At 63.2% G+C, this 16,406-nt stretch carries 18 protein-coding genes and 1 pseudogene; 10 read left to right on the top strand and 9 right to left on the bottom strand.

The window, feature by feature from the left end; translation table 11 throughout:
- Nucleotides 1–166 precede the first annotated feature (166 nt).
- The gene (locus ACM0M4_RS21885; RefSeq protein ID WP_003112582.1) at nucleotides 167–1,204 is read left to right on the top strand and encodes a DUF2066 domain-containing protein; all 1,038 of its coding nucleotides are present in this window, start codon (nucleotides 167–169) and stop codon (nucleotides 1,202–1,204) included.
- Between the two features lie 201 nt (nucleotides 1,205–1,405).
- Nucleotides 1,406–2,110: a DnaA regulatory inactivator Hda gene (gene hda / locus ACM0M4_RS21880; protein ID WP_003102398.1), complete on the top strand. Its 705-nt coding sequence runs from the start codon at nucleotides 1,406–1,408 to the stop codon at nucleotides 2,108–2,110.
- A 180-nt stretch (nucleotides 2,111–2,290) separates the two neighbouring features.
- On the opposite strand, the gene ACM0M4_RS21875 is transcribed toward hda, so the two are convergent.
- Genes ACM0M4_RS21875 through arsC form a run of 3 tightly spaced genes read right to left on the bottom strand, consistent with a single transcriptional unit; the run spans nucleotide 2,291 to nucleotide 3,658 of the window.
- Nucleotides 2,291–2,710 (bottom strand): DUF2069 domain-containing protein, encoded by a 420-nt coding sequence (locus tag ACM0M4_RS21875; RefSeq protein WP_003117100.1) that lies wholly within the window; start codon nucleotides 2,708–2,710, stop codon nucleotides 2,291–2,293.
- A 1-nt stretch (nucleotide 2,711) separates the two neighbouring features.
- Entirely contained in the window at nucleotides 2,712–3,308 is a 597-nt protein-coding gene (gene wrbA / locus ACM0M4_RS21870; protein ID WP_003102394.1) for an NAD(P)H:quinone oxidoreductase, read from the bottom strand.
- Entirely contained in the window at nucleotides 3,305–3,658 is a 354-nt protein-coding gene (gene arsC, locus ACM0M4_RS21865) for an arsenate reductase (glutaredoxin) (RefSeq protein WP_003112580.1), read from the bottom strand. Before arsC ends, wrbA begins: the two co-directional genes overlap by 4 nt.
- Before the next feature lie 124 nt (nucleotides 3,659–3,782).
- Here arsC and ACM0M4_RS21860 point away from each other — a divergent pair, with 124 nt between their 5' ends.
- Nucleotides 3,783–5,018: a YihY family inner membrane protein gene (locus ACM0M4_RS21860; protein WP_029611031.1), complete on the top strand. Its 1,236-nt coding sequence runs from the start codon at nucleotides 3,783–3,785 to the stop codon at nucleotides 5,016–5,018.
- A 158-nt stretch (nucleotides 5,019–5,176) separates the two neighbouring features.
- A complete protein-coding gene (locus ACM0M4_RS21855; protein ID WP_003112577.1) occupies nucleotides 5,177–5,362 on the top strand; it encodes a hypothetical protein in 186 nt (61 codons plus the stop codon).
- A gap of 10 nt (nucleotides 5,363–5,372) precedes the next feature.
- Here the strand turns inward: ACM0M4_RS21855 and ACM0M4_RS21850 are convergent, their stop codons facing one another.
- On the bottom strand, nucleotides 5,373–5,756 hold the full coding sequence (locus ACM0M4_RS21850) for a hypothetical protein (RefSeq protein ID WP_003109947.1): 384 nt from the start codon (nucleotides 5,754–5,756) through the stop codon (nucleotides 5,373–5,375).
- Nucleotides 5,757–6,100: 344 nt separating this feature from the next.
- On the opposite strand from ACM0M4_RS21850, the gene ACM0M4_RS21845 reads away from it, so the two are divergent.
- Nucleotides 6,101–6,565: a TlpA disulfide reductase family protein gene (locus ACM0M4_RS21845; RefSeq protein WP_017148810.1), complete on the top strand. Its 465-nt coding sequence runs from the start codon at nucleotides 6,101–6,103 to the stop codon at nucleotides 6,563–6,565.
- On the top strand, nucleotides 6,565–6,840 hold the full coding sequence (locus ACM0M4_RS21840) for an acylphosphatase (protein ID WP_003102385.1): 276 nt from the start codon (nucleotides 6,565–6,567) through the stop codon (nucleotides 6,838–6,840). Before ACM0M4_RS21845 ends, ACM0M4_RS21840 begins: the two co-directional genes overlap by 1 nt.
- Before the next feature lie 16 nt (nucleotides 6,841–6,856).
- On the opposite strand, the gene ACM0M4_RS21835 is transcribed toward ACM0M4_RS21840, so the two are convergent.
- On the bottom strand, nucleotides 6,857–7,813 hold the full coding sequence (locus tag ACM0M4_RS21835) for a hypothetical protein (RefSeq protein ID WP_115288843.1): 957 nt from the start codon (nucleotides 7,811–7,813) through the stop codon (nucleotides 6,857–6,859).
- Nucleotides 7,814–7,821: 8 nt separating this feature from the next.
- On the bottom strand, nucleotides 7,822–9,537 hold the full coding sequence (locus ACM0M4_RS21830) for a proline--tRNA ligase (protein WP_003120706.1): 1,716 nt from the start codon (nucleotides 9,535–9,537) through the stop codon (nucleotides 7,822–7,824).
- A gap of 107 nt (nucleotides 9,538–9,644) precedes the next feature.
- Here ACM0M4_RS21830 and ACM0M4_RS21825 point away from each other — a divergent pair, with 107 nt between their 5' ends.
- Nucleotides 9,645–10,052, top strand: coding sequence for a PaaI family thioesterase (locus tag ACM0M4_RS21825; protein WP_003086091.1), 408 nt, complete (start codon nucleotides 9,645–9,647; stop codon nucleotides 10,050–10,052).
- A 63-nt stretch (nucleotides 10,053–10,115) separates the two neighbouring features.
- On the opposite strand, the pseudogene oprD reads toward ACM0M4_RS21825, so the two are convergent.
- Nucleotides 10,116–11,446 (bottom strand): annotated as a pseudogene (gene oprD, locus ACM0M4_RS21820) (outer membrane porin OprD).
- Nucleotides 11,447–12,164: 718 nt separating this feature from the next.
- Here oprD and ACM0M4_RS21815 point away from each other — a divergent pair.
- Nucleotides 12,165–12,593, top strand: a complete 429-nt coding sequence (locus tag ACM0M4_RS21815; RefSeq protein WP_054376010.1) for an HIT family protein — start codon at nucleotides 12,165–12,167, stop codon at nucleotides 12,591–12,593.
- Entirely contained in the window at nucleotides 12,594–12,803 is a 210-nt protein-coding gene (locus ACM0M4_RS21810) for a SlyX family protein (RefSeq protein ID WP_003086099.1), read from the top strand.
- Between the two features lie 48 nt (nucleotides 12,804–12,851).
- Here ACM0M4_RS21810 and ACM0M4_RS21805 read toward each other — a convergent pair whose 3' ends face one another.
- On the bottom strand, nucleotides 12,852–13,466 hold the full coding sequence (locus tag ACM0M4_RS21805; protein WP_003086101.1) for a cold-shock protein: 615 nt from the start codon (nucleotides 13,464–13,466) through the stop codon (nucleotides 12,852–12,854).
- A 214-nt stretch (nucleotides 13,467–13,680) separates the two neighbouring features.
- Entirely contained in the window at nucleotides 13,681–14,151 is a 471-nt protein-coding gene (locus tag ACM0M4_RS21800; protein WP_003086103.1) for a Dps family protein, read from the bottom strand.
- A 439-nt stretch (nucleotides 14,152–14,590) separates the two neighbouring features.
- On the opposite strand from ACM0M4_RS21800, the gene aspS reads away from it, so the two are divergent.
- Nucleotides 14,591–16,366 (top strand): aspartate--tRNA ligase, encoded by a 1,776-nt coding sequence (gene aspS / locus ACM0M4_RS21795; RefSeq protein ID WP_054376009.1) that lies wholly within the window; start codon nucleotides 14,591–14,593, stop codon nucleotides 16,364–16,366.
- The last annotated feature ends 40 nt before the right edge of the window (nucleotides 16,367–16,406 follow it).

Below are 16,406 nucleotides of genomic sequence, written 5' to 3'. Positions count from 1 at the left end.
CGTGCAACGCTGTTTGCCGGTTTTGAAGGCGCGCGATTTTATCAGGCTTGCCACGCAGCGGCCATCTCGGTTGCCGCTGGACGGACTGCTGTTTAAGGTATAGGTCCACTTGCGCGGCCTTCACAGCTCGTCGCCGCCGTTCCCATCCGTTCGTCGAGAGCCCTCCATGCGCATAGCCCGACTCTTCGTTCTCTGTTTTTCCCTGCTAGGCTTGCCCGTCTTCGCGGCAACGGTCCCCAATCTCTACCAGGTCCACGAGCCGGTTTCGTCGCAGCAGCCCGGGGAGCGCGATGCCGGACTGGTGCGAGCCCTGCAGACCCTGCTGGTGCGCCTGACCGGCAATCCGCAGGCGCCGCAGAACCCGGCATTGGCGGGGTACCTGAAGGATCCGCAGCAACTGATCAGCCAGTACGCCTTCGAAAATGGTCCGCCGCTGGCGCTGGTGGTCGATTTCGATCCGACCGCCACCGGTAATGCGCTGCGGGCCGCCGGCCTGCCGAGCTGGGGCGCCAACCGGCCGGCGGTGCTGGCCTGGTGGCTGAACGAAAGCGCCGATGGCAGCTCCCTGGTCGGTGACAACCAGGCCTCGGCCGAACCGCTCAAGCGTGCGGCGCAGAACCGCGGCTTGCCGTTGCGCCTGCCTCTGGCGGATCTCGACGAACAGATCGTCGGTACCCCGGAAAACCTCACCGCCGCCCAACCCGATGCCCTGCGCGCAGCCTCTGAGCGTTATGCCGCCGATGCCTTGCTGGCAGTGGACGCCAAGGAGGCGGACGGCAAATGGCAGGCGCAATGGCGGCTGTGGATGGGCGATTCGCGAGAGCAAGGCCAGGCTGAAGGCGCTACGCCCGACGCGTTGGCAGACAGCGTGATGCTGGCCGTCGGCAACCGCCTGTCCACTCGTTTCGTTGCCACGCCGGAAGCGGCGACCGGCCTGACCCTCCAGGTCCAGGGCGCGACACTGGCACGCTATGCCGAGTTGCAACGCCTGCTCGATCCGTTCGGCGCGCGTCTGGTAGGCGTGCGGGGCGATCGCCTCGACTATTCCGTGAAGGCCAGTCCCGAGCAATTGCGTGCCCAGCTGGGCCTGGCGCAGTTGCAGGAAATCCCGGCCGACAGCGTACCGCTGGATGCCTCCGGCCAGCCCGCAGCGCCCAGCGCGGCGGTGCCGTCGTCGACCCAACTGAATTTCCGCTGGCAGTGAGTCGGCGCGCCGATCCGCTTCTATGCAACGGAGCGGGCCGGCGCGCGACCGGCCGATGCTCTGGGCAAGGAGCCTCGGCTATCGGCAAACCTTTGATTTTGCTTGCCTAGTTGCTCATTGTGCGGCCTTGCCGAGGCGTATAAACTTTGCAGCCTTTACGGTGACTCCTGCGGCGTTTTCGGATTGTCCGCCCAGCCTGGCATGAAACCTATTCAGCTTCCCCTCAGTGTGCGTCTGCGCGACGACGCCACCTTCGCCAACTACTATCCCGGTGCCAATGCCGCGGCACTGGGATATGTCGAGCGTTTGTGCGAAGCCGAGGCTGGCTGGGCGGAAAGCCTCATCTACCTCTGGGGACACGACGGCGTCGGCCGCAGCCACCTGTTGCAGGCGGCCTGCTTGCGTTTCGAGCAGTTCGAAGAGCGAACCATCTACCTGCCGATGGCCGATCTGGTGCAGTACGGCCCGGAAATCTTCGACGATCTCGAGCAGTGCGAGCTGGTCTGCATCGACGACCTGGATGTGCTGGTTGGCAAGCGAGAATGGGAAGAGGGGCTGTTCCACCTGTTCAATCGACTGCGTGATACCGGTCGGCGCCTGCTGCTGGCGGCATCGAAGTCGCCCCGGGAGCTGCAGGTCAAGCTGCCGGACCTGAAGTCCCGCCTCACCATGGCGCTGATCTTCCAGTTGCACGGTCTTTCCGACGAGGACAAGCTTCGTGCCCTGCAACTGCGGGCATCCCGTCGTGGCCTGCATCTGACCGATGAAGTCGGTCGTTTCATCCTCAACCGCGGTTCGCGCAGCATGAACTCTCTGTTCGATCTGCTGGAGCAACTGGATCGCGCTTCGCTCCAGGCTCAGCGCAAGCTGACCATTCCTTTCCTCAAGGAAACCCTCGGCTGGTAAGCGTCGACAGTCCGTCGGCGAACTCCCGCATGGCCGTGCCGCAGTCCTTGGGTTTCGCTTGCGGCAGGAAGTGACCGCCTTCTATCCGTCTCTCCATCCATGCGCCGGCAGTATCGGAGCGCTGGCTGTCCGCAGGCTTCCCGGCGGTCGGCAGGGCAGGAGGGGGCTCCTGCCTTACCATCAGCGTTCCCCGGCGAGCCGTCGGTCGTACTGGAATCGCCAGCGCGTATAGAGCAGCGCGGCGCAGAACAAGGTCACGCTGAGTAGCACTTCGGCCCAGCCGAACAGGCGCTGCGTGGGATCGAAGGCGGCGAGTACGCCGAGGATGAAATACAGGTTGACCACGTAGCAGGCCCAGGCATGCCCGCGCGCGCTGCCCATGAGCAGTCCGGGGGCCACCACCAGCAGCGGCAGCAGCTTGAAGGCGAGGACCAGCCAGGGCACCCAGCTCGCCGCACCATGGGCGTCCGCGTAGATCAGGTCGCGAATGAGGATGAGCAGGACCAGGCCGACGAAGCTTCCCAGGCTGATGGCGCGGCTGAGCGCCAGGCGCGGCTGCAGCCACACTACTTCGGGCAGCGGTTTGTTCTTGCGGGCCATTTCAACTCCCCAGCTTGCCGGCGGTTTCCGCCAGGCGTTTGCCCAGCGCGCGACACAGGGTCAGTTCGTGCTCATCGAGGCTGCGCTTGCCATCGGCGCCGGCGAAGTGGCTGGCGCCGTAAGGCGTGCCGCCGCCGCGGGTTTCCAGCAGGGCGGGTTCGCTGTAGGGAATGCCCAGGACCAGCATGCCGTGGTGCAGCAACGGCAACAGCATCGATAACTGAGTGGTCTCCTGGCCGCCGTGCAGGCTGGCGGTGGAGGTGAAGACCGCTGCCGGCTTGCCGACCAGGCCGCCGGTCAGCCACAGGCTACTGGTACCGTCGAGGAAGTATTTCAGCGGGGAAGCCATGTTACCGAAGCGGGTCGGGCTGCCGAGGGCCAGGCCCGCGCAGTTCTTCAGGTCCTCCAGGGTTGCGTACAGCGCCCCCTCCGCGGGGATGTCCGGGGCGACCGCTTCGCATTCGGTGGATACCGCGGGAACCGTGCGTACGCGCGCCTCGAAGCCGCCCTGTTCGACGCCACGGGCGATCTGCCGGGCCATTTCCGCGGTAGCGCCATGGCGACTGTAGTACAGCACCAGGATGTAGGGACTGCTCAAGCGAGGATCTCCAGGACTCTTTCCGGAGGCCGGCCAACCACCGCCTTGTCACCCGCGACCAGCACCGGGCGCTCGATCAGCTTCGGATGCCTGGCCATTGCCTCGATGATGGCCTCTTCGCCAAGACTGGGCTCATCCAGGCCGAGGGCCTTGTATTCGTCCTCCCCGGTCCGCAGCAACTGGCGGGCGGGAATGCCGAGCTTGGCCAGGATCGCTTTCAGCTCGGCGGCGCTCGGCGGGGTTTCCAGATAGCGCACCACCTGCGGTTGCAGGCCGCGGGCTTCGAGCAGTTCGAGCGCTGCGCGGGATTTCGAGCAGCGCGGATTGTGCAACAGGATCAGTTCGCTCATGTCAGGGGTCGCATGGCCGGTGAAGTGACGGCTATTCTAACCGCCTCGTCGACCAGGACTGAACCCGTCGGCGCGAAGTACCGCCCCGAGCGGCGAAGAACCGGCGCGACTTCAAGGAGAGGGCATGCGCGAACATTTCAACGATGGGGTCGAGTTCGCTCGCTTCCTCGCTCATCGCTTCGTCACCGACAAGGCTCCCAACAGCGCGGCGGCGCTGACCTACACCACGTTGTTCGCGGTAGTGCCGATGATGACGGTGATGTTTTCCATGCTTTCGCTGATTCCGGCATTCCATGGCATGGGCGAGTCGATCCAGACTTTCATCTTTCGCAATTTCGTGCCTTCCGCTGGAGAAGCGGTGGAAACCTACCTGAAGAGTTTCACCACCCAGGCCCGGCACCTGACCTGGGTCGGGGTGGTCTTTCTGGCAGTCACCGCCTTCACCATGCTGGTGACCATCGAGAAAGCCTTCAACGAGATCTGGCGGGTTCGCCAGCCACGCCGCGGTGTCGGGCGGTTCCTCCTCTACTGGGCGATCCTCAGCCTGGGCCCATTGTTGCTGGGGGCCGGCTTCGCCGTGACCACCTACATCACTTCGCTGTCGCTGCTCCATGGCCCGGACGCGTTGCCGGGCGCAGAGACGCTGCTGGGGCTGATGCCGCTGGCGTTCAGCGTGGCGGCCTTCACCCTGCTCTATTCGGCGGTCCCGAACGCCCGGGTCCCGGTGCGCCATGCCCTGATGGGCGGCGTGTTCACCGCGGTACTGTTCGAAGCCGCGAAAACCCTGTTCGGGCTGTACGTAAGCCTGTTTCCCGGCTACCAGTTGATCTACGGTGCCTTCGCCACCGTGCCTATCTTCCTGCTGTGGATCTATCTTTCCTGGATGATCGTTCTGTTCGGCGCGGTGCTGGTCTGCAATCTCTCTTCTTCCCGTCTCTGGCGGCGGCGCTCGCTGCCCAAGCTGATCGTCCTGCTCGGCTTGCTGAGGGTGTTCCACCAGCGCCAGCAGCTTGGACAGTCGCTGCGCCTGACCCACTTGCATCGTGCGGGTTGGCTGTTGCCCGAGGATGAGTGGGAGGAACTGCTGGACTTTCTCGAGAAGGAGCAGTTCGTCTGCCGCGCCGGCGGAGGCGAGTGGGTGCTGTGCCGGGATCTTGGCGCCTACAGTCTGCATCGCTTGCTGAATCGCTGCCCCTGGCCCATGCCTAGCCGAGAGCGCATGCCTGCGAATCTGGACGAGGCGTGGTATCCGCCGTTCCAGCAGGCCATGGAGCGCTTGCAGGTGGAGCAGGAGGCGCTGTTCGGAGAAAGCCTGGCCCACTGGCTGGCGGACGGAACCTCGGGAGCGAAGGTGACGTAAAGTGTCAGTTTGCGGCGAACGATGTGCATGAGGCGCTGCATGCTGCCGGAGGAACCCCAGCAAGCGCAGGGAAAGCGCTGTTGGCACGCTTCTGGCAAACCCTCGTGTGACAGTCGTTTCACTCCGTAGTTCCGCCGAGGTTCCCGTTCATGCTCCCAATGTCGAACAAGGTCGTCCATTTGCATCACAAGGATGAGCAGGCAGCGCTTGAGCGTTTGAACCGGATTACCGGGCTGCAGTTCAGCAGTTGGCCGGAGTCGCTGGTGCCGGCGCGCAGCGTCAGCGAACCGTCGCCTGAGAAAGCGCGGGACGAACCCCTGCTCGATCAGGTGCGCCAGGGCTGAGCGATCCGGCTCAAGCTTCGGACACCTGCTGGGACCTGTTTTCCTGCTCCACCGCTTGTACGAAGAACTCCTCCACGACCAGTCGGGAAAAGGCCGTCGCCGACTTCAGGCGTACCTGCATGTTCTCCACTTTCTGCCGTACGGGCAGGCGGGCAATGCCGGAAAGCAGGATGCGTTGCTGGCGGTCGATTCGTCCGTGATCCACCGCCACTTCGCGCTGGCGCCCGCCATCCAGATAGCTGACCACCAGTGACACCAGCAGGTCGCAGGCATCCGGAAGATGTAGCCAGGCGGCAATGTTGTAGTCCGCGACCAGGCCCTCGTGGGCTGTCAGGGTCGGGCGTGCGGCATCCACCAGGTGTGCGGGGACGCTTCCGATCAGATGGTCTTTCATAAGCAGCAGTGTGTCCGTTTAAAAGGGCTTCGGACTCGTCGCTCTCGACTTCTCCCCAAGTCGATCCTGCCGATGCCTGGGCATACGGCCGGTTGAGTCGTCGTGTCGTGTGTGGCACGCGGATTATAGGGGTGGTCCTTTGCGTCAAACTGTGCGGTTCGACGGCGATCGTCGTGACTCTTCTCGCACTTTGTGCCTTGTAGGAAGTATCGGGGCTTCTTCTTCCCATATTCGTCTCCACTCGGTTTTGCAGAGGTGGATGGCTTCCAGTAAGGTCTCGCCATAGTGCCGCGCCGGGTTGCCCTGGTCCGGCCGAAGTTTTCCTGACTCGAGAGGTTCCTGACATGGGGAGTTGGCTACGCCCGCTGGGCGCTGCTGCGGTGTTGTTTCTCGCGGGCTGTTCGGCGGATTACGGAGTCGACCAGGACGGGCGTCCTGTCGCTGCGGAGCAGTTGGACGGGCATTGGCTGGTGGTCAATTACTGGGCTGACTGGTGCGCGCCCTGCCGGACCGAGATTCCGGAGATGAATCGCCTTGCGCAGGTGCTGGGAGGGCAGGGCGGGCGCGTCATTGGAGTGAATTTCGATGGCCTGCGCGATGCCGAGTTGAAGAAGTCGGCCGATGGCATGGGGATTCGCTTCACCGTGCTGGCCGATGATCCGGCGCCTCGCTTCAAGCTCCCTCGCAGCGAAGCGTTGCCCGTCACCTATATCGTCGATGCTCGGGGGGAAATGCGTCAGCGTCTGCTGGGCGAGCAGACGGCCGATGGCATATTGAAACAGCTCGAGGCTTTGCGGGAGGGACGCTGATGGCGAGGATCTGCTTGCATGCCTATGTCGGCGGCCGGGTACAGGGCGTCGGTTTCCGTCAGGCGACCCGGGAAGAGGCTGATCGCCTCGAACTCGACGGTTGGGTGCGAAACCTGGATGACGGGCGTGTCGAAGTCGTCTGGGAGGGTGAGGAGGACCGGGCGAAAGCCCTGGAGCGATGGCTGGGGCGGGGCCCGCGGCACGCGGAGGTCTCTGCGGTCGAGGTCGAGCAAATGCCGCTGCAGGGGATCGCTGGCTTCGTCGTCCGTCGCTGACGAGGCGAGTTCGCCGTCAGGGCGTCTCGCCAGGGTCCGCGGCCAGGCGACCGGCATCCCGGAGCAGGGCATGCATGAACTGCTGCTGCAGTTCGGGGTCGTTGCGCGTGAGCTCGATCAGGCTCTGTTCCAGTTCGCTGGCTTCTTCTTCCAGGCCCAGCTCCGCGAGGCGTTTCACCCGATGGACCCAGTGGTGGACGTCATCGCCTTCCAGGTCGTCATAGATCAGGGCGTGAGCTTCCAGGAGCTTGCCGCGCAGGCTGCGGCTGACGCGGAGGCTGGCATCGGCGCGGGTACCATCCTGTGGGTCGCTCACCGAAAGGTGTATCTGCGAGATGCGGCTGATGTCCTGTTCGGCGAAGGGGCTGTCGAGCAGGTTGAGGCGCAGCACGCCATGACGGTCGGTAAGCAGTTCGTTGAGTTCCTTGCCGGAACTGACCAGGACCGGACGCTCCGCCCAGGGCAGGCTGGAGTATTCCAGGCGCTTGTCGCGCTGTTTCTCGTCGATGCTCGCGAGATTCTGTTCGGCGCGACCGTTGGATTCCACGTTCATGAACGGATTCACCCCGGCCAGTCCGTAGTTGATCCAGCCGTGGGTGATGTTGTCCGGTACGCTGCCGAAGGTCACCACGTTGACGATGTTCGCTCCGACGCCGGCCACCAGCGCCATCGCGCCCAACGGGATCTCGTAGATCTCCCGCCAGGCCTGGTACGGCGTATAGCGGTCGTAACGGCGCGTCACCTCGAACTCGGTGACCTCGAAGGACTTCTGGTCGTTGATCCGGACCCGGCGCTGCGGCAGTTCGAGCACATCGGGCTGGCCGACATCGACTTGCAGGGTGTGTTCGAGCAGCTTCCGCTCGACGCGCTCCTCATGCTCGCTACGCTGCGGCAACTGGTTGGCACAGCCGCTCAGCAGAAGGCCGCCGCACAGGGCGGCGGCGAATAGGCGCAGGGGTCTTCCGGTGGGCATCGTTACGCTCAGCGGCTGAGTTTTTCGGTGATGAACGACATCAGTTCGCCGATCGGCAGGTTCTGCGACTCGCTGTCACGGCGGCCCTTGTATTCCAGGACGCCTTCGCTGAGGCCGCGGTCGCTGACCACGATGCGGTGGGGAATGCCGATCAGCTCCATGTCGGCGAACTTCACCCCGGGGCTGGTCTTCTTGTCGCGATCGTCCAGCAGCACTTCGAAACCGGCTGCGGTCAGCTCGGCATAGAGCTTGTCGGTCGCCTGCTTGACGCTCTCGGTTTCGTACTTCAGCGGTACCAGGGCGATCTGGAACGGCGCCAGTGCGCTTGGCCAGAGAATGCCGCGCTCGTCATGGTTCTGCTCGATGGCGGCGGCGACCACGCGGGATACGCCGATGCCGTAGCAGCCCATGATCAGGTTGACCGGCTTGCCCTGTTCGCTCAGGACGCTCAGCTTCATCGCTTCGCTGTACTTGGTGCCAAGCTGGAAGATATGACCGACCTCGATGCCGCGCTTGATCACCAGGGTGCCCTTGCCGTCCGGGCTGGGGTCGCCTTCGACGACATTGCGCAGGTCGGCGACCTCGGGCAGCGGCAGGTCGCGCTCCCAGTTCACGCCGAAGTAGTGCTTGTCCTCGATGTTGGCGCCAGCGGCGAAATCGCTCATCAGGGCGACGGAGCGGTCGACGATGCAGGCGATCGGCAGGTTGACCGGGCCCAGCGAGCCGGGGCCGGCGCCGATGGCGGCACGGATCTCGGCCTCCGAAGCGAATACCAGCGGGCTGGCGACCAGCGGCTGGTTGGCAGCCTTGATTTCGTTGAGCTCGTGATCACCGCGGACGATCAGGGCGACCAGGGTGCCTTCTTCGGCGCCATGCACCACCAGGGTCTTGATGGTTTTCTCGATCGGTAGCTGGAAGCCGTCCACCAGGGCCGCGATGGTCTTGGTGTTGGGCGTGTCGACCAGGCGCATGTCCTCGGTGGCGCTGCCGCGGGCGCTCTCGCGCGGCACGGCTTCGGCCTTCTCGATGTTCGCGGCGTAGTCGGAGCTGTCGCTGAAGACGATATCGTCCTCGCCGGAGTTGGCCAGCACGTGGAACTCATGGGAGCCGCTGCCGCCGATGGAGCCGTTGTCGGCTTGCACGGGACGGAAATCCAGGCCGAGGCGGGAGAAGATCTTGCTGTACGCCTGGTACATCCCGTCGTAGGTCTGCTGCAGCGAGTCCTGGCTCAGGTGGAAGGAATAGGCGTCCTTCATGATGAATTCGCGTCCGCGCATCAGGCCGAAGCGCGGGCGGATCTCATCGCGGAACTTGGTCTGGATCTGATAGAAGTTGATCGGCAGTTGCTTGTAGCTGTTCAGCTCGTTGCGCGCGAGGTCGGTGATCACTTCTTCGTGGGTCGGGCCTACGCAGAATTCGCGCTCGTGGCGGTCCTTCAGGCGCAGCAGCTCAGGGCCGTATTGCTCCCAGCGCCCCGACTCCTGCCACAGCTCGGCCGGCTGCACCGCCGGCATCAGCACTTCCAGGGCGCCGGCAGCGTTCATTTCCTCGCGGACGATGGTCTCGACCTTGCGCAGTACCCGCAGGCCCATTGGCAGCCAGGTGTAGAGACCCGAGGCCAGGCGACGGATCATGCCGGCGCGAAGCAGCAGTTGATGGCTGATTACCACCGCGTCGGCGGGGGTTTCTTTGAGCGTGGAAAGCAGATACTGACTGGTACGCATCTTTGGCCGTTATGTCGGTTGTATCGGGAGGAATGGCTGGGCATTGTACGGTGCCGGTCTGGCTGCGTACAGGGCGCCGGCCATCGATGATGAGGAGTCAGCAGGCAATGAACGCGGCGCAGGTACAGGCGTTGATCCGCATGGGGCTGCCCATGGCCGAGGACATCGATTTTCGTGTCGAGCGTCTCGACGAACGACATGCGCTGGCGCGCATACCTTTTCACGGCAAGCTGGTGCGTCCCGGTGGAACGCTGTCCGGCCCGACCATCATGGCGCTGGCCGACGCGGCGATGTACGCGGTCATTCTCGGGCGTCTCGGGGCGGTCGAGATGGCCGTGACCTCGAACCTGAACATCAACTTCCTCAGCAAGCCCAGGCCCGAGGACCTGTTGGCCGAGGCGAGCATCCTCAAGCTGGGGCGGCGCCAGGTCGTCTGCGAGGTCGGGGTGTTTTCGCAGAGTAATGAGGAAGACCTGGTGGCCCATGTCACCGGTACCTACGCCCTTCCTTTATAGGCGCGTTGCCGCCAAGAAGAAAAAACCCGGCGATGCCGGGTTTTTTCGTTGCCTGTCGGTCGATTACAGGATCGACAGCGGATAGTCGACGATCAGGCGGAACTCGTTCTGGTCGCCTTCGCCCTGGTCGGCGTTGGCACGGTGCCAGGCCTGGCGGATGCGGAACGACAGGTCCTTGGCCGGACCGGACTGGACCACGTACTTGGCTTCGAGGTTGGTCTCGTGGTGCTTGCCGTCCTCGCCGTAGCCGTAGTTCTTATAGCCGACGTTGTTGTCAGACATCTTGGTGCCATCGATGTCCTTGCCATTGATATAGCGGACCATGAAAGTCAGGCCGGGAACGCCATAGGAGGCTAGGTTCAGGTCGTAGCGAGCCTGCCGGATTTCTCGCCAGGGCCGTTGAAGTCGGAGTACTGGACAGAGTTGGCGAGGAAAATCGAGTCGCCACCTGCGCCAGAGCCGTTGCGGCCGAAGCCGATATAATCAAACGGCTGATCGCCATGGACCTTCTGGTAGGCCAAGGTGAAAGTGTGCGCATCCAGAGTGTAGGCTGCCGCCAGGGACCAAGTGGTGTTGCTGATGTCGCCGGCCTTGGCCTTGCCTTCATCGTTTGTGCGGTAGATGTTGAAATCGAAGCCCAGCGATTGGTCGGATGCCAGTGGGATGGTGTAGTTGCTGTTCAGGTAATACTGGCGATAGATGTCTTCGAGTTCGGCGCCGTACAGGGAGGCGCTGAGGTTATCGGTGATTGCGTAGCGGCCCCCAATGAAATCGGCGCTCTTGGCGGTCTCGCCTGCGTAGGTGGCATAGAGTTCGCCACGCGATTTGACGGTGGTCGGCTCCTTGCCCTCGGTGAAGTGGCCTGCCTCGAGGTCGAGCCCTTCGAGTTCGCTGCTCTGCAGCTGGAAGCCGGTCGCGGTCTGGGGGAACAGGCGGCTGCCCCCAGCGGCGAAGACCGGAGCGGTCGGCTGCATCTCTCCCCACTTCAGCATGGTCTTGGAGATGCGTACCTTCACGGCGCCACCGGCGCGGCTGTAGTCGTCACGGGGCGTTCCGTCGTTCATTACTGGCAGGTTGCCGGTGCCGCTCTTGTCAGAGGTACCGTCGAGCTTCAGGCCGAGGTAGCCGAAGGCATCGACGCCGAAGCCCACAGTGCCTTGGGTGAAGCCGGATTCATAGGTGGTGAGGAAGCCTTGGGTCCAGTCGACGCGGTCCCCGCTGCCGCTCTTGCCGTCACGGTTGAAATAGTAGTTGCGGAGCAGCAGGTTCAGGCTGCTGTCTTCGATGAACCCCTTCGCTTCGGCCTGATCGCTGACGAATGCGTCGGCCACGGCGAACTGAGTGCTACCTGCGGAAACCGCCAGTGCAATGGCGCTCCACTTCATCACTTTCATTGTGATTGCTCCTTTGGTTTTGAAATTATCTCTGCCATCACAGTGCCGCAGTGACGGCTAGTTCTTCTTGTCGGCGCTAACTTATAGCACGCAGTGTTTCTTGGCGATAGTTGAGGTTCCGAAGCAACGGATTCTTTACCGTGCTGTCGCAAAATTGCATGACGCATGTCGCATCTGCGTAGGTGCGCAGTTGAAAAAATGACGTATGTCGCGGGGTTGGTCACTCTTGTTGAGGTCGCTTCTCAAGTCGCTTTTCCCGATTGGCGGGGCCTTGTAATAAAAATGTCATGTTCCGTACGGCCCCTCTTACTGTGATGAAAGAGGTATAAGCAAACTCCGTGCACAAATTGGAAAATGGCTTCGCCTATGTATTCCAGTTGGTCTCTTCGAGAGCGAGGCTATTCTGTTTGAAAGCAAACGAATTATGCTTTGAAACCTGATTGTAATCCGTCTGCTTCAAGGGTTGGTTGCCATCGAGTTGTCTGTGGCGAATGCGTTTGTATCCACGGCATGTCTTATGTTCGGCGTCGCGCTGTATTCATTTGGCCGGCATCTTATGGGGCGTTCGGCTGGAGAGGCGCGCCAAGCTGGGGCGGGCGGATGTGTGGGCTTGCTTTGGCCGGGCGGCGAAGTATCCTGCGCGGCAGTTACGGCGGGGCCCTTCCCGGAGGGAGGGGCTAAGCTGTCCATGAACGACGGTCGAACAGGAGAGGTCAGTATGTTCGCTTTGGATCCCCGGCTGGAGCAGGACACCCTGTTGCTCGGCGACTTTCCCCTCAGCCGCCTGCTGCTGATGAACGATGCCCGCTATCCGTGGTTCATCCTGGTGCCGAGGCGGGAGGATGTCACCGAGCTGTTCCAGCTCGATGTCGATGACCAGCAGGCGCTGTGGCGCGAGGCCACGCTGCTGGCAGAGGTGCTCAAGGACACCTTCCGTGCGGACAAGATGAATGTCGCTAACCTGGGCAATGTGGTCAGTCAGCTCCACATGCACGTGATCGTCCGGCGACGTGGCGACGACGCCTGGCCCGGCCCTGTCTGGGGGCGCCATCCGGCTCAGCCTTATTCTTCCGAGCAGGTCGAGGCGATCCGCGGCAAGTTGCGGATAGTGCTGACCGACGGCTTCCGTTTTGCCGGGGAGGCCTAGATGGAGCTGGACGCGCGCATGGATGACCTGGAATGCCGCCAGGCTTTCCAGGATGACACTTTGCAGGCTCTCAACGATGTGGTGGTCGAGCAGCAGCGCAGCATCGAGCGACTGCAGCTTCAGGTCGCGGCATTGATCAAGCGTCTGGAAGACGTCCAGGGGCTGGTGGGCGAGGCGGGGGAAGACGAAGCGCCTCCTCCCCATTATTGAATGCACAAAAAACCCGCCGTTCGGCGGGTTTTCTGTTTTTCGCGGCGGTCAGCGGCGGGAGGCGATTACGTCTTCCGCCTGCAGGCCCTTGTCCCGTTGTACCACCGAGAACTCCACGCGCTGGCCTTCGATGAGGATGCGGTGGCCTTCGCCGCGAATCGCTCGGAAGTGGACGAAGATGTCCTCGCCCGAATCGCGGGAAATGAAGCCGAAACCTTTTGAGGTGTTGAACCACTTCACGGTACCGGTCTCCCGGTTGCCGCTGTCCTGGCTGCCGCCGAGGGCCGTCGGGGCGCTGGCGCTGCGCGAGACCGGTTTGCCGGGCTTCAGGCTGCCCGCCAGTTGCAGGGCCGTGGCCAGCACCAGGCTTAGCAGGGGCAGGACGATCGCCGGCTGGTCGGCGATGGTCGGCAGCGGCGCCAGCAGGATCAGTGCCTGCAGGACGACGCCCAGGACCAGCAGGGCGGCTGCGCCGGCCTGCAGCGGGCGGGTTGGATGTGACGATTGCAGTACGGGAGCGAAGAGCAGGTTGATCAGGCCCAGAATGGCCAGGTAGATGGCATCGGGATGTTGCAGGAAGGGTGTGGCTTCGGTTCTTAGGCTGGGAATGAAGGACAGCAATAGGGCGGCGACGCCCGTGACCAGAAGGACGATTTTCAACATGTCAATGAGTTCACCTTGATGGGGTAACGATCAAGTAGCCGGACAGCGCTTCGGTGCATGAAACGAAAGGTGCGGAAGGAAGGCCGGCCTATGCGCGTGACGCACGGCGGCTATTTAACAGGAAAGCAGGAGGCTACTCAAATCAAGCGGTTGGCGCCGGAGGGGGAGGGCGGGACCCTGAGGCGGGCCCCGCTTTCTATCGAGCGATCGACGATCAGCTGGCAAGAAGGCTGCGCAACATCCAGGCGGTCTTTTCATGCACCTGCATACGTTGGGTGAGCAGGTCGGCGGTGGGTTCGTCGCTGACCTTGTCCAGCAGCGGGAAGATGCTGCGGGCGGTGCGCACCACGGCTTCCTGGCCCTGGACCAGTTGCCGGATCATCTCCTCGGCTTCCGGAACGCCTTCCTCCTCCTTGATGGACGAGAGGCGGGCGTAGGCGGCGTAGGTGCCGGGCGCCGGGAAGCCCAGGGCCCGGATGCGCTCGGCGATGTCGTCCACGGCAACGGCCAGTTCGGTGTACTGGCCTTCGAACATCAGGTGCAACGTGTTGAACATCGGGCCGGTGACGTTCCAGTGGAAGTTGTGGGTTTTCAGGTAGAGGGTGTAGGTGTCGGCCAGTAGCCGCGACAGGCCCTCGGCAATGGCTGCGCGATCCTGTTCGCCGATTCCGATATTGATTTCCATGGCGTTCTCCTTTCAGTCGGCCTTGTGAATGGGGCACTCCGAAACAGTTGGAGTGAGGCTAACACAGGGTTTTTCCCAGCGCTCTTGGTCTATGTCAAAGGCGGCGATAGGGAGAATCTATTCCGACTGCCCGGTCAAGCGAATGGTTCGCAGGGGGAGGCGAAATGCTTCCGTTCAACGGCCTGGCTTCCCGCGTGACAGGCCGGCGGGGCTGGCTGCAAGCCATGGATTTTTCAGGCTATAATCCCCGCCTTCAATGCGAAGTGGGCCCGGATGCGGGTGCTTCGCCGTTGCCGTTCACCGGGCAGCGCGGGAGATGTCCTTCCGGGGGCGTACCGATGGTTCCGGTGCTCGGTCAGGGCCGGCGAGAGCCCGGCAATGGTCGCCAGGCAGCCGGCGGCTCCACAGAATCCAAGACTTACGAGAAGCGAACCACACCATGATGCGCAGCCACTATTGCGGCCAACTGAACGAGAGCCTGGACGGCCAGGAAGTCACCCTTTGCGGTTGGGTTCACCGCCGCCGCGACCATGGTGGAGTGATCTTCCTCGATGTGCGCGATCGCGAGGGGCTGGCCCAGGTGGTGTTCGATCCGGACCGTGCGGAAACCTTCGCCAAGGCCGATCGGGTGCGCAGCGAGTTCGTGGTGAAGATCACCGGCAAGGTGCGCCTGCGCCCTGAAGGCGCGCGCAACCCGAACATGGCGTCTGGCTCCATCGAGGTACTGGGCTACGAACTGGAAGTGCTGAACCAGGCCGAGACTCCGCCGTTCCCGTTGGATGAATATTCCGATGTGGGCGAGGAAACCCGCCTGCGCTACCGCTTCATCGACCTGCGTCGTCCGGAGATGGCCGCCAAGCTGAAGCTGCGCGCGCGCATCACCAGCAGCATTCGCCGCTACCTGGACGACAACGGCTTCCTCGACGTCGAGACCCCGATCCTCGGCCGGCCGACGCCGGAAGGCGCGCGCGATTACCTGGTGCCGAGCCGTACCTACCCGGGCCACTTCTTCGCCCTGCCGCAGTCGCCACAGCTGTTCAAGCAACTGCTGATGGTCGCCGGCTTCGATCGCTACTACCAGATCGCCAAGTGCTTCCGTGACGAGGACCTGCGTGCCGACCGCCAGCCGGAATTCACCCAGATCGACATCGAGACCAGCTTCCTCGACGAGAGCGACATCATCGGCATCACCGAGAAGATGGTGCGCCAGCTGTTCAAGGAAGTGCTGGATGTCGAGTTCGACGAGTTCCCGCACATGCCGTTCGAAGAGGCCATGCGCCGCTACGGTTCGGACAAGCCCGACCTGCGCATCCCGCTGGAGTTGGTGGACGTCGCCGACCAGTTGAAGGAAGTGGAGTTCAAGGTCTTCTCCGGTCCGGCCAACGATCCGAAGGGGCGTGTCGCCGCCCTGCGTGTGCCGGGCGCCGCCTCCATGCCGCGCAGCCAGATCGACGACTACACCAAGTTCGTCGGCATCTATGGTGCCAAGGGCCTGGCCTACATCAAGGTCAACGAGCGCGCCAAGGGCGTGGAAGGTCTGCAGTCGCCGATCGTGAAGTTTATCCCCGAGGCCAACCTGAACGTGATCCTCGATCGCGTTGGCGCGGTCGACGGCGACATCGTGTTCTTTGGTGCCGACAAGGCCAAGATCGTTTGCGATGCCCTGGGCGCGCTGCGTATCAAGGTCGGCCATGACCTCAAGCTGCTCACCCGGGAGTGGGCGCCCATGTGGGTCGTGGACTTCCCGATGTTCGAGGAGAACGACGACGGCTCGCTGTCCGCGCTGCACCACCCGTTCACCTCGCCCAAGTGCACCCCGGCCGAGCTTGAGGCCAATCCGGGCGCGGCGCTTTCCCGCGCCTACGACATGGTGCTCAACGGTACCGAGCTGGGTGGCGGTTCCATCCGTATCCATGACAAGTCCATGCAGCAGGCGGTGTTCCGTGTGCTGGGCATCGACGAGGCGGAACAGGAAGAGAAATTCGGCTTCCTGCTCGACGCGCTCAAGTACGGTGCGCCGCCGCATGGCGGCCTGGCCTTCGGCCTGGATCGCCTGGTCATGCTGGTGACCGGTGCATCGTCTATCCGCGAAGTGATCGCCTTCCCGAAGACCCAGAGCGCTGGCGACGTCATGACCCAGGCACCGGGTTCCGTGGACGGCAAGGCCCTGCGCGAGCTGCACATTCGCCTGCGCGAGCAGCCGAAGGCCGAGTGATTCGAATCAACCCGCGGAGGCGCCGCTTGCGGCGCCTCCT

The organism is Pseudomonas sp. 18-147, assembly GCF_051048045.1.
Taxonomy (GTDB): domain Bacteria; phylum Pseudomonadota; class Gammaproteobacteria; order Pseudomonadales; family Pseudomonadaceae; genus Pseudomonas; species Pseudomonas aeruginosa.
This window is presented reverse-complemented; position numbering and strand designations above follow the sequence as displayed.

What these genes read in the sequence shown, in the direction of transcription:
- ACM0M4_RS21885 (WP_003112582.1), top strand. Translation starts at nt 167, where the DNA reads ATGCGCATAGCCCGACTCTTCGTTCTCTGTTTTTCCCTGCTAGGCTTG.
- hda (WP_003102398.1), top strand. Translation starts at nt 1,406, where the DNA reads ATGAAACCTATTCAGCTTCCCCTCAGTGTGCGTCTGCGCGACGACGCC.
- ACM0M4_RS21875 (WP_003117100.1), bottom strand. Translation starts at nt 2,710, where the DNA reads ATGGCCCGCAAGAACAAACCGCTGCCCGAAGTAGTGTGGCTGCAGCCG.
- arsC (WP_003112580.1), bottom strand. Translation starts at nt 3,658, where the DNA reads ATGAGCGAACTGATCCTGTTGCACAATCCGCGCTGCTCGAAATCCCGC.
- ACM0M4_RS21860 (WP_029611031.1), top strand. Translation starts at nt 3,783, where the DNA reads ATGCGCGAACATTTCAACGATGGGGTCGAGTTCGCTCGCTTCCTCGCT.
- ACM0M4_RS21855 (WP_003112577.1), top strand. Translation starts at nt 5,177, where the DNA reads ATGTCGAACAAGGTCGTCCATTTGCATCACAAGGATGAGCAGGCAGCG.
- ACM0M4_RS21850 (WP_003109947.1), bottom strand. Translation starts at nt 5,756, where the DNA reads ATGAAAGACCATCTGATCGGAAGCGTCCCCGCACACCTGGTGGATGCC.
- ACM0M4_RS21845 (WP_017148810.1), top strand. Translation starts at nt 6,101, where the DNA reads ATGGGGAGTTGGCTACGCCCGCTGGGCGCTGCTGCGGTGTTGTTTCTC.
- ACM0M4_RS21840 (WP_003102385.1), top strand. Translation starts at nt 6,565, where the DNA reads ATGGCGAGGATCTGCTTGCATGCCTATGTCGGCGGCCGGGTACAGGGC.
- ACM0M4_RS21835 (WP_115288843.1), bottom strand. Translation starts at nt 7,813, where the DNA reads ATGCCCACCGGAAGACCCCTGCGCCTATTCGCCGCCGCCCTGTGCGGC.
- ACM0M4_RS21830 (WP_003120706.1), bottom strand. Translation starts at nt 9,537, where the DNA reads ATGCGTACCAGTCAGTATCTGCTTTCCACGCTCAAAGAAACCCCCGCC.
- ACM0M4_RS21825 (WP_003086091.1), top strand. Translation starts at nt 9,645, where the DNA reads ATGAACGCGGCGCAGGTACAGGCGTTGATCCGCATGGGGCTGCCCATG.
- ACM0M4_RS21815 (WP_054376010.1), top strand. Translation starts at nt 12,165, where the DNA reads ATGTTCGCTTTGGATCCCCGGCTGGAGCAGGACACCCTGTTGCTCGGC.
- ACM0M4_RS21810 (WP_003086099.1), top strand. Translation starts at nt 12,594, where the DNA reads ATGGAGCTGGACGCGCGCATGGATGACCTGGAATGCCGCCAGGCTTTC.
- ACM0M4_RS21805 (WP_003086101.1), bottom strand. Translation starts at nt 13,466, where the DNA reads ATGTTGAAAATCGTCCTTCTGGTCACGGGCGTCGCCGCCCTATTGCTG.
- ACM0M4_RS21800 (WP_003086103.1), bottom strand. Translation starts at nt 14,151, where the DNA reads ATGGAAATCAATATCGGAATCGGCGAACAGGATCGCGCAGCCATTGCC.
- aspS (WP_054376009.1), top strand. Translation starts at nt 14,591, where the DNA reads ATGATGCGCAGCCACTATTGCGGCCAACTGAACGAGAGCCTGGACGGC.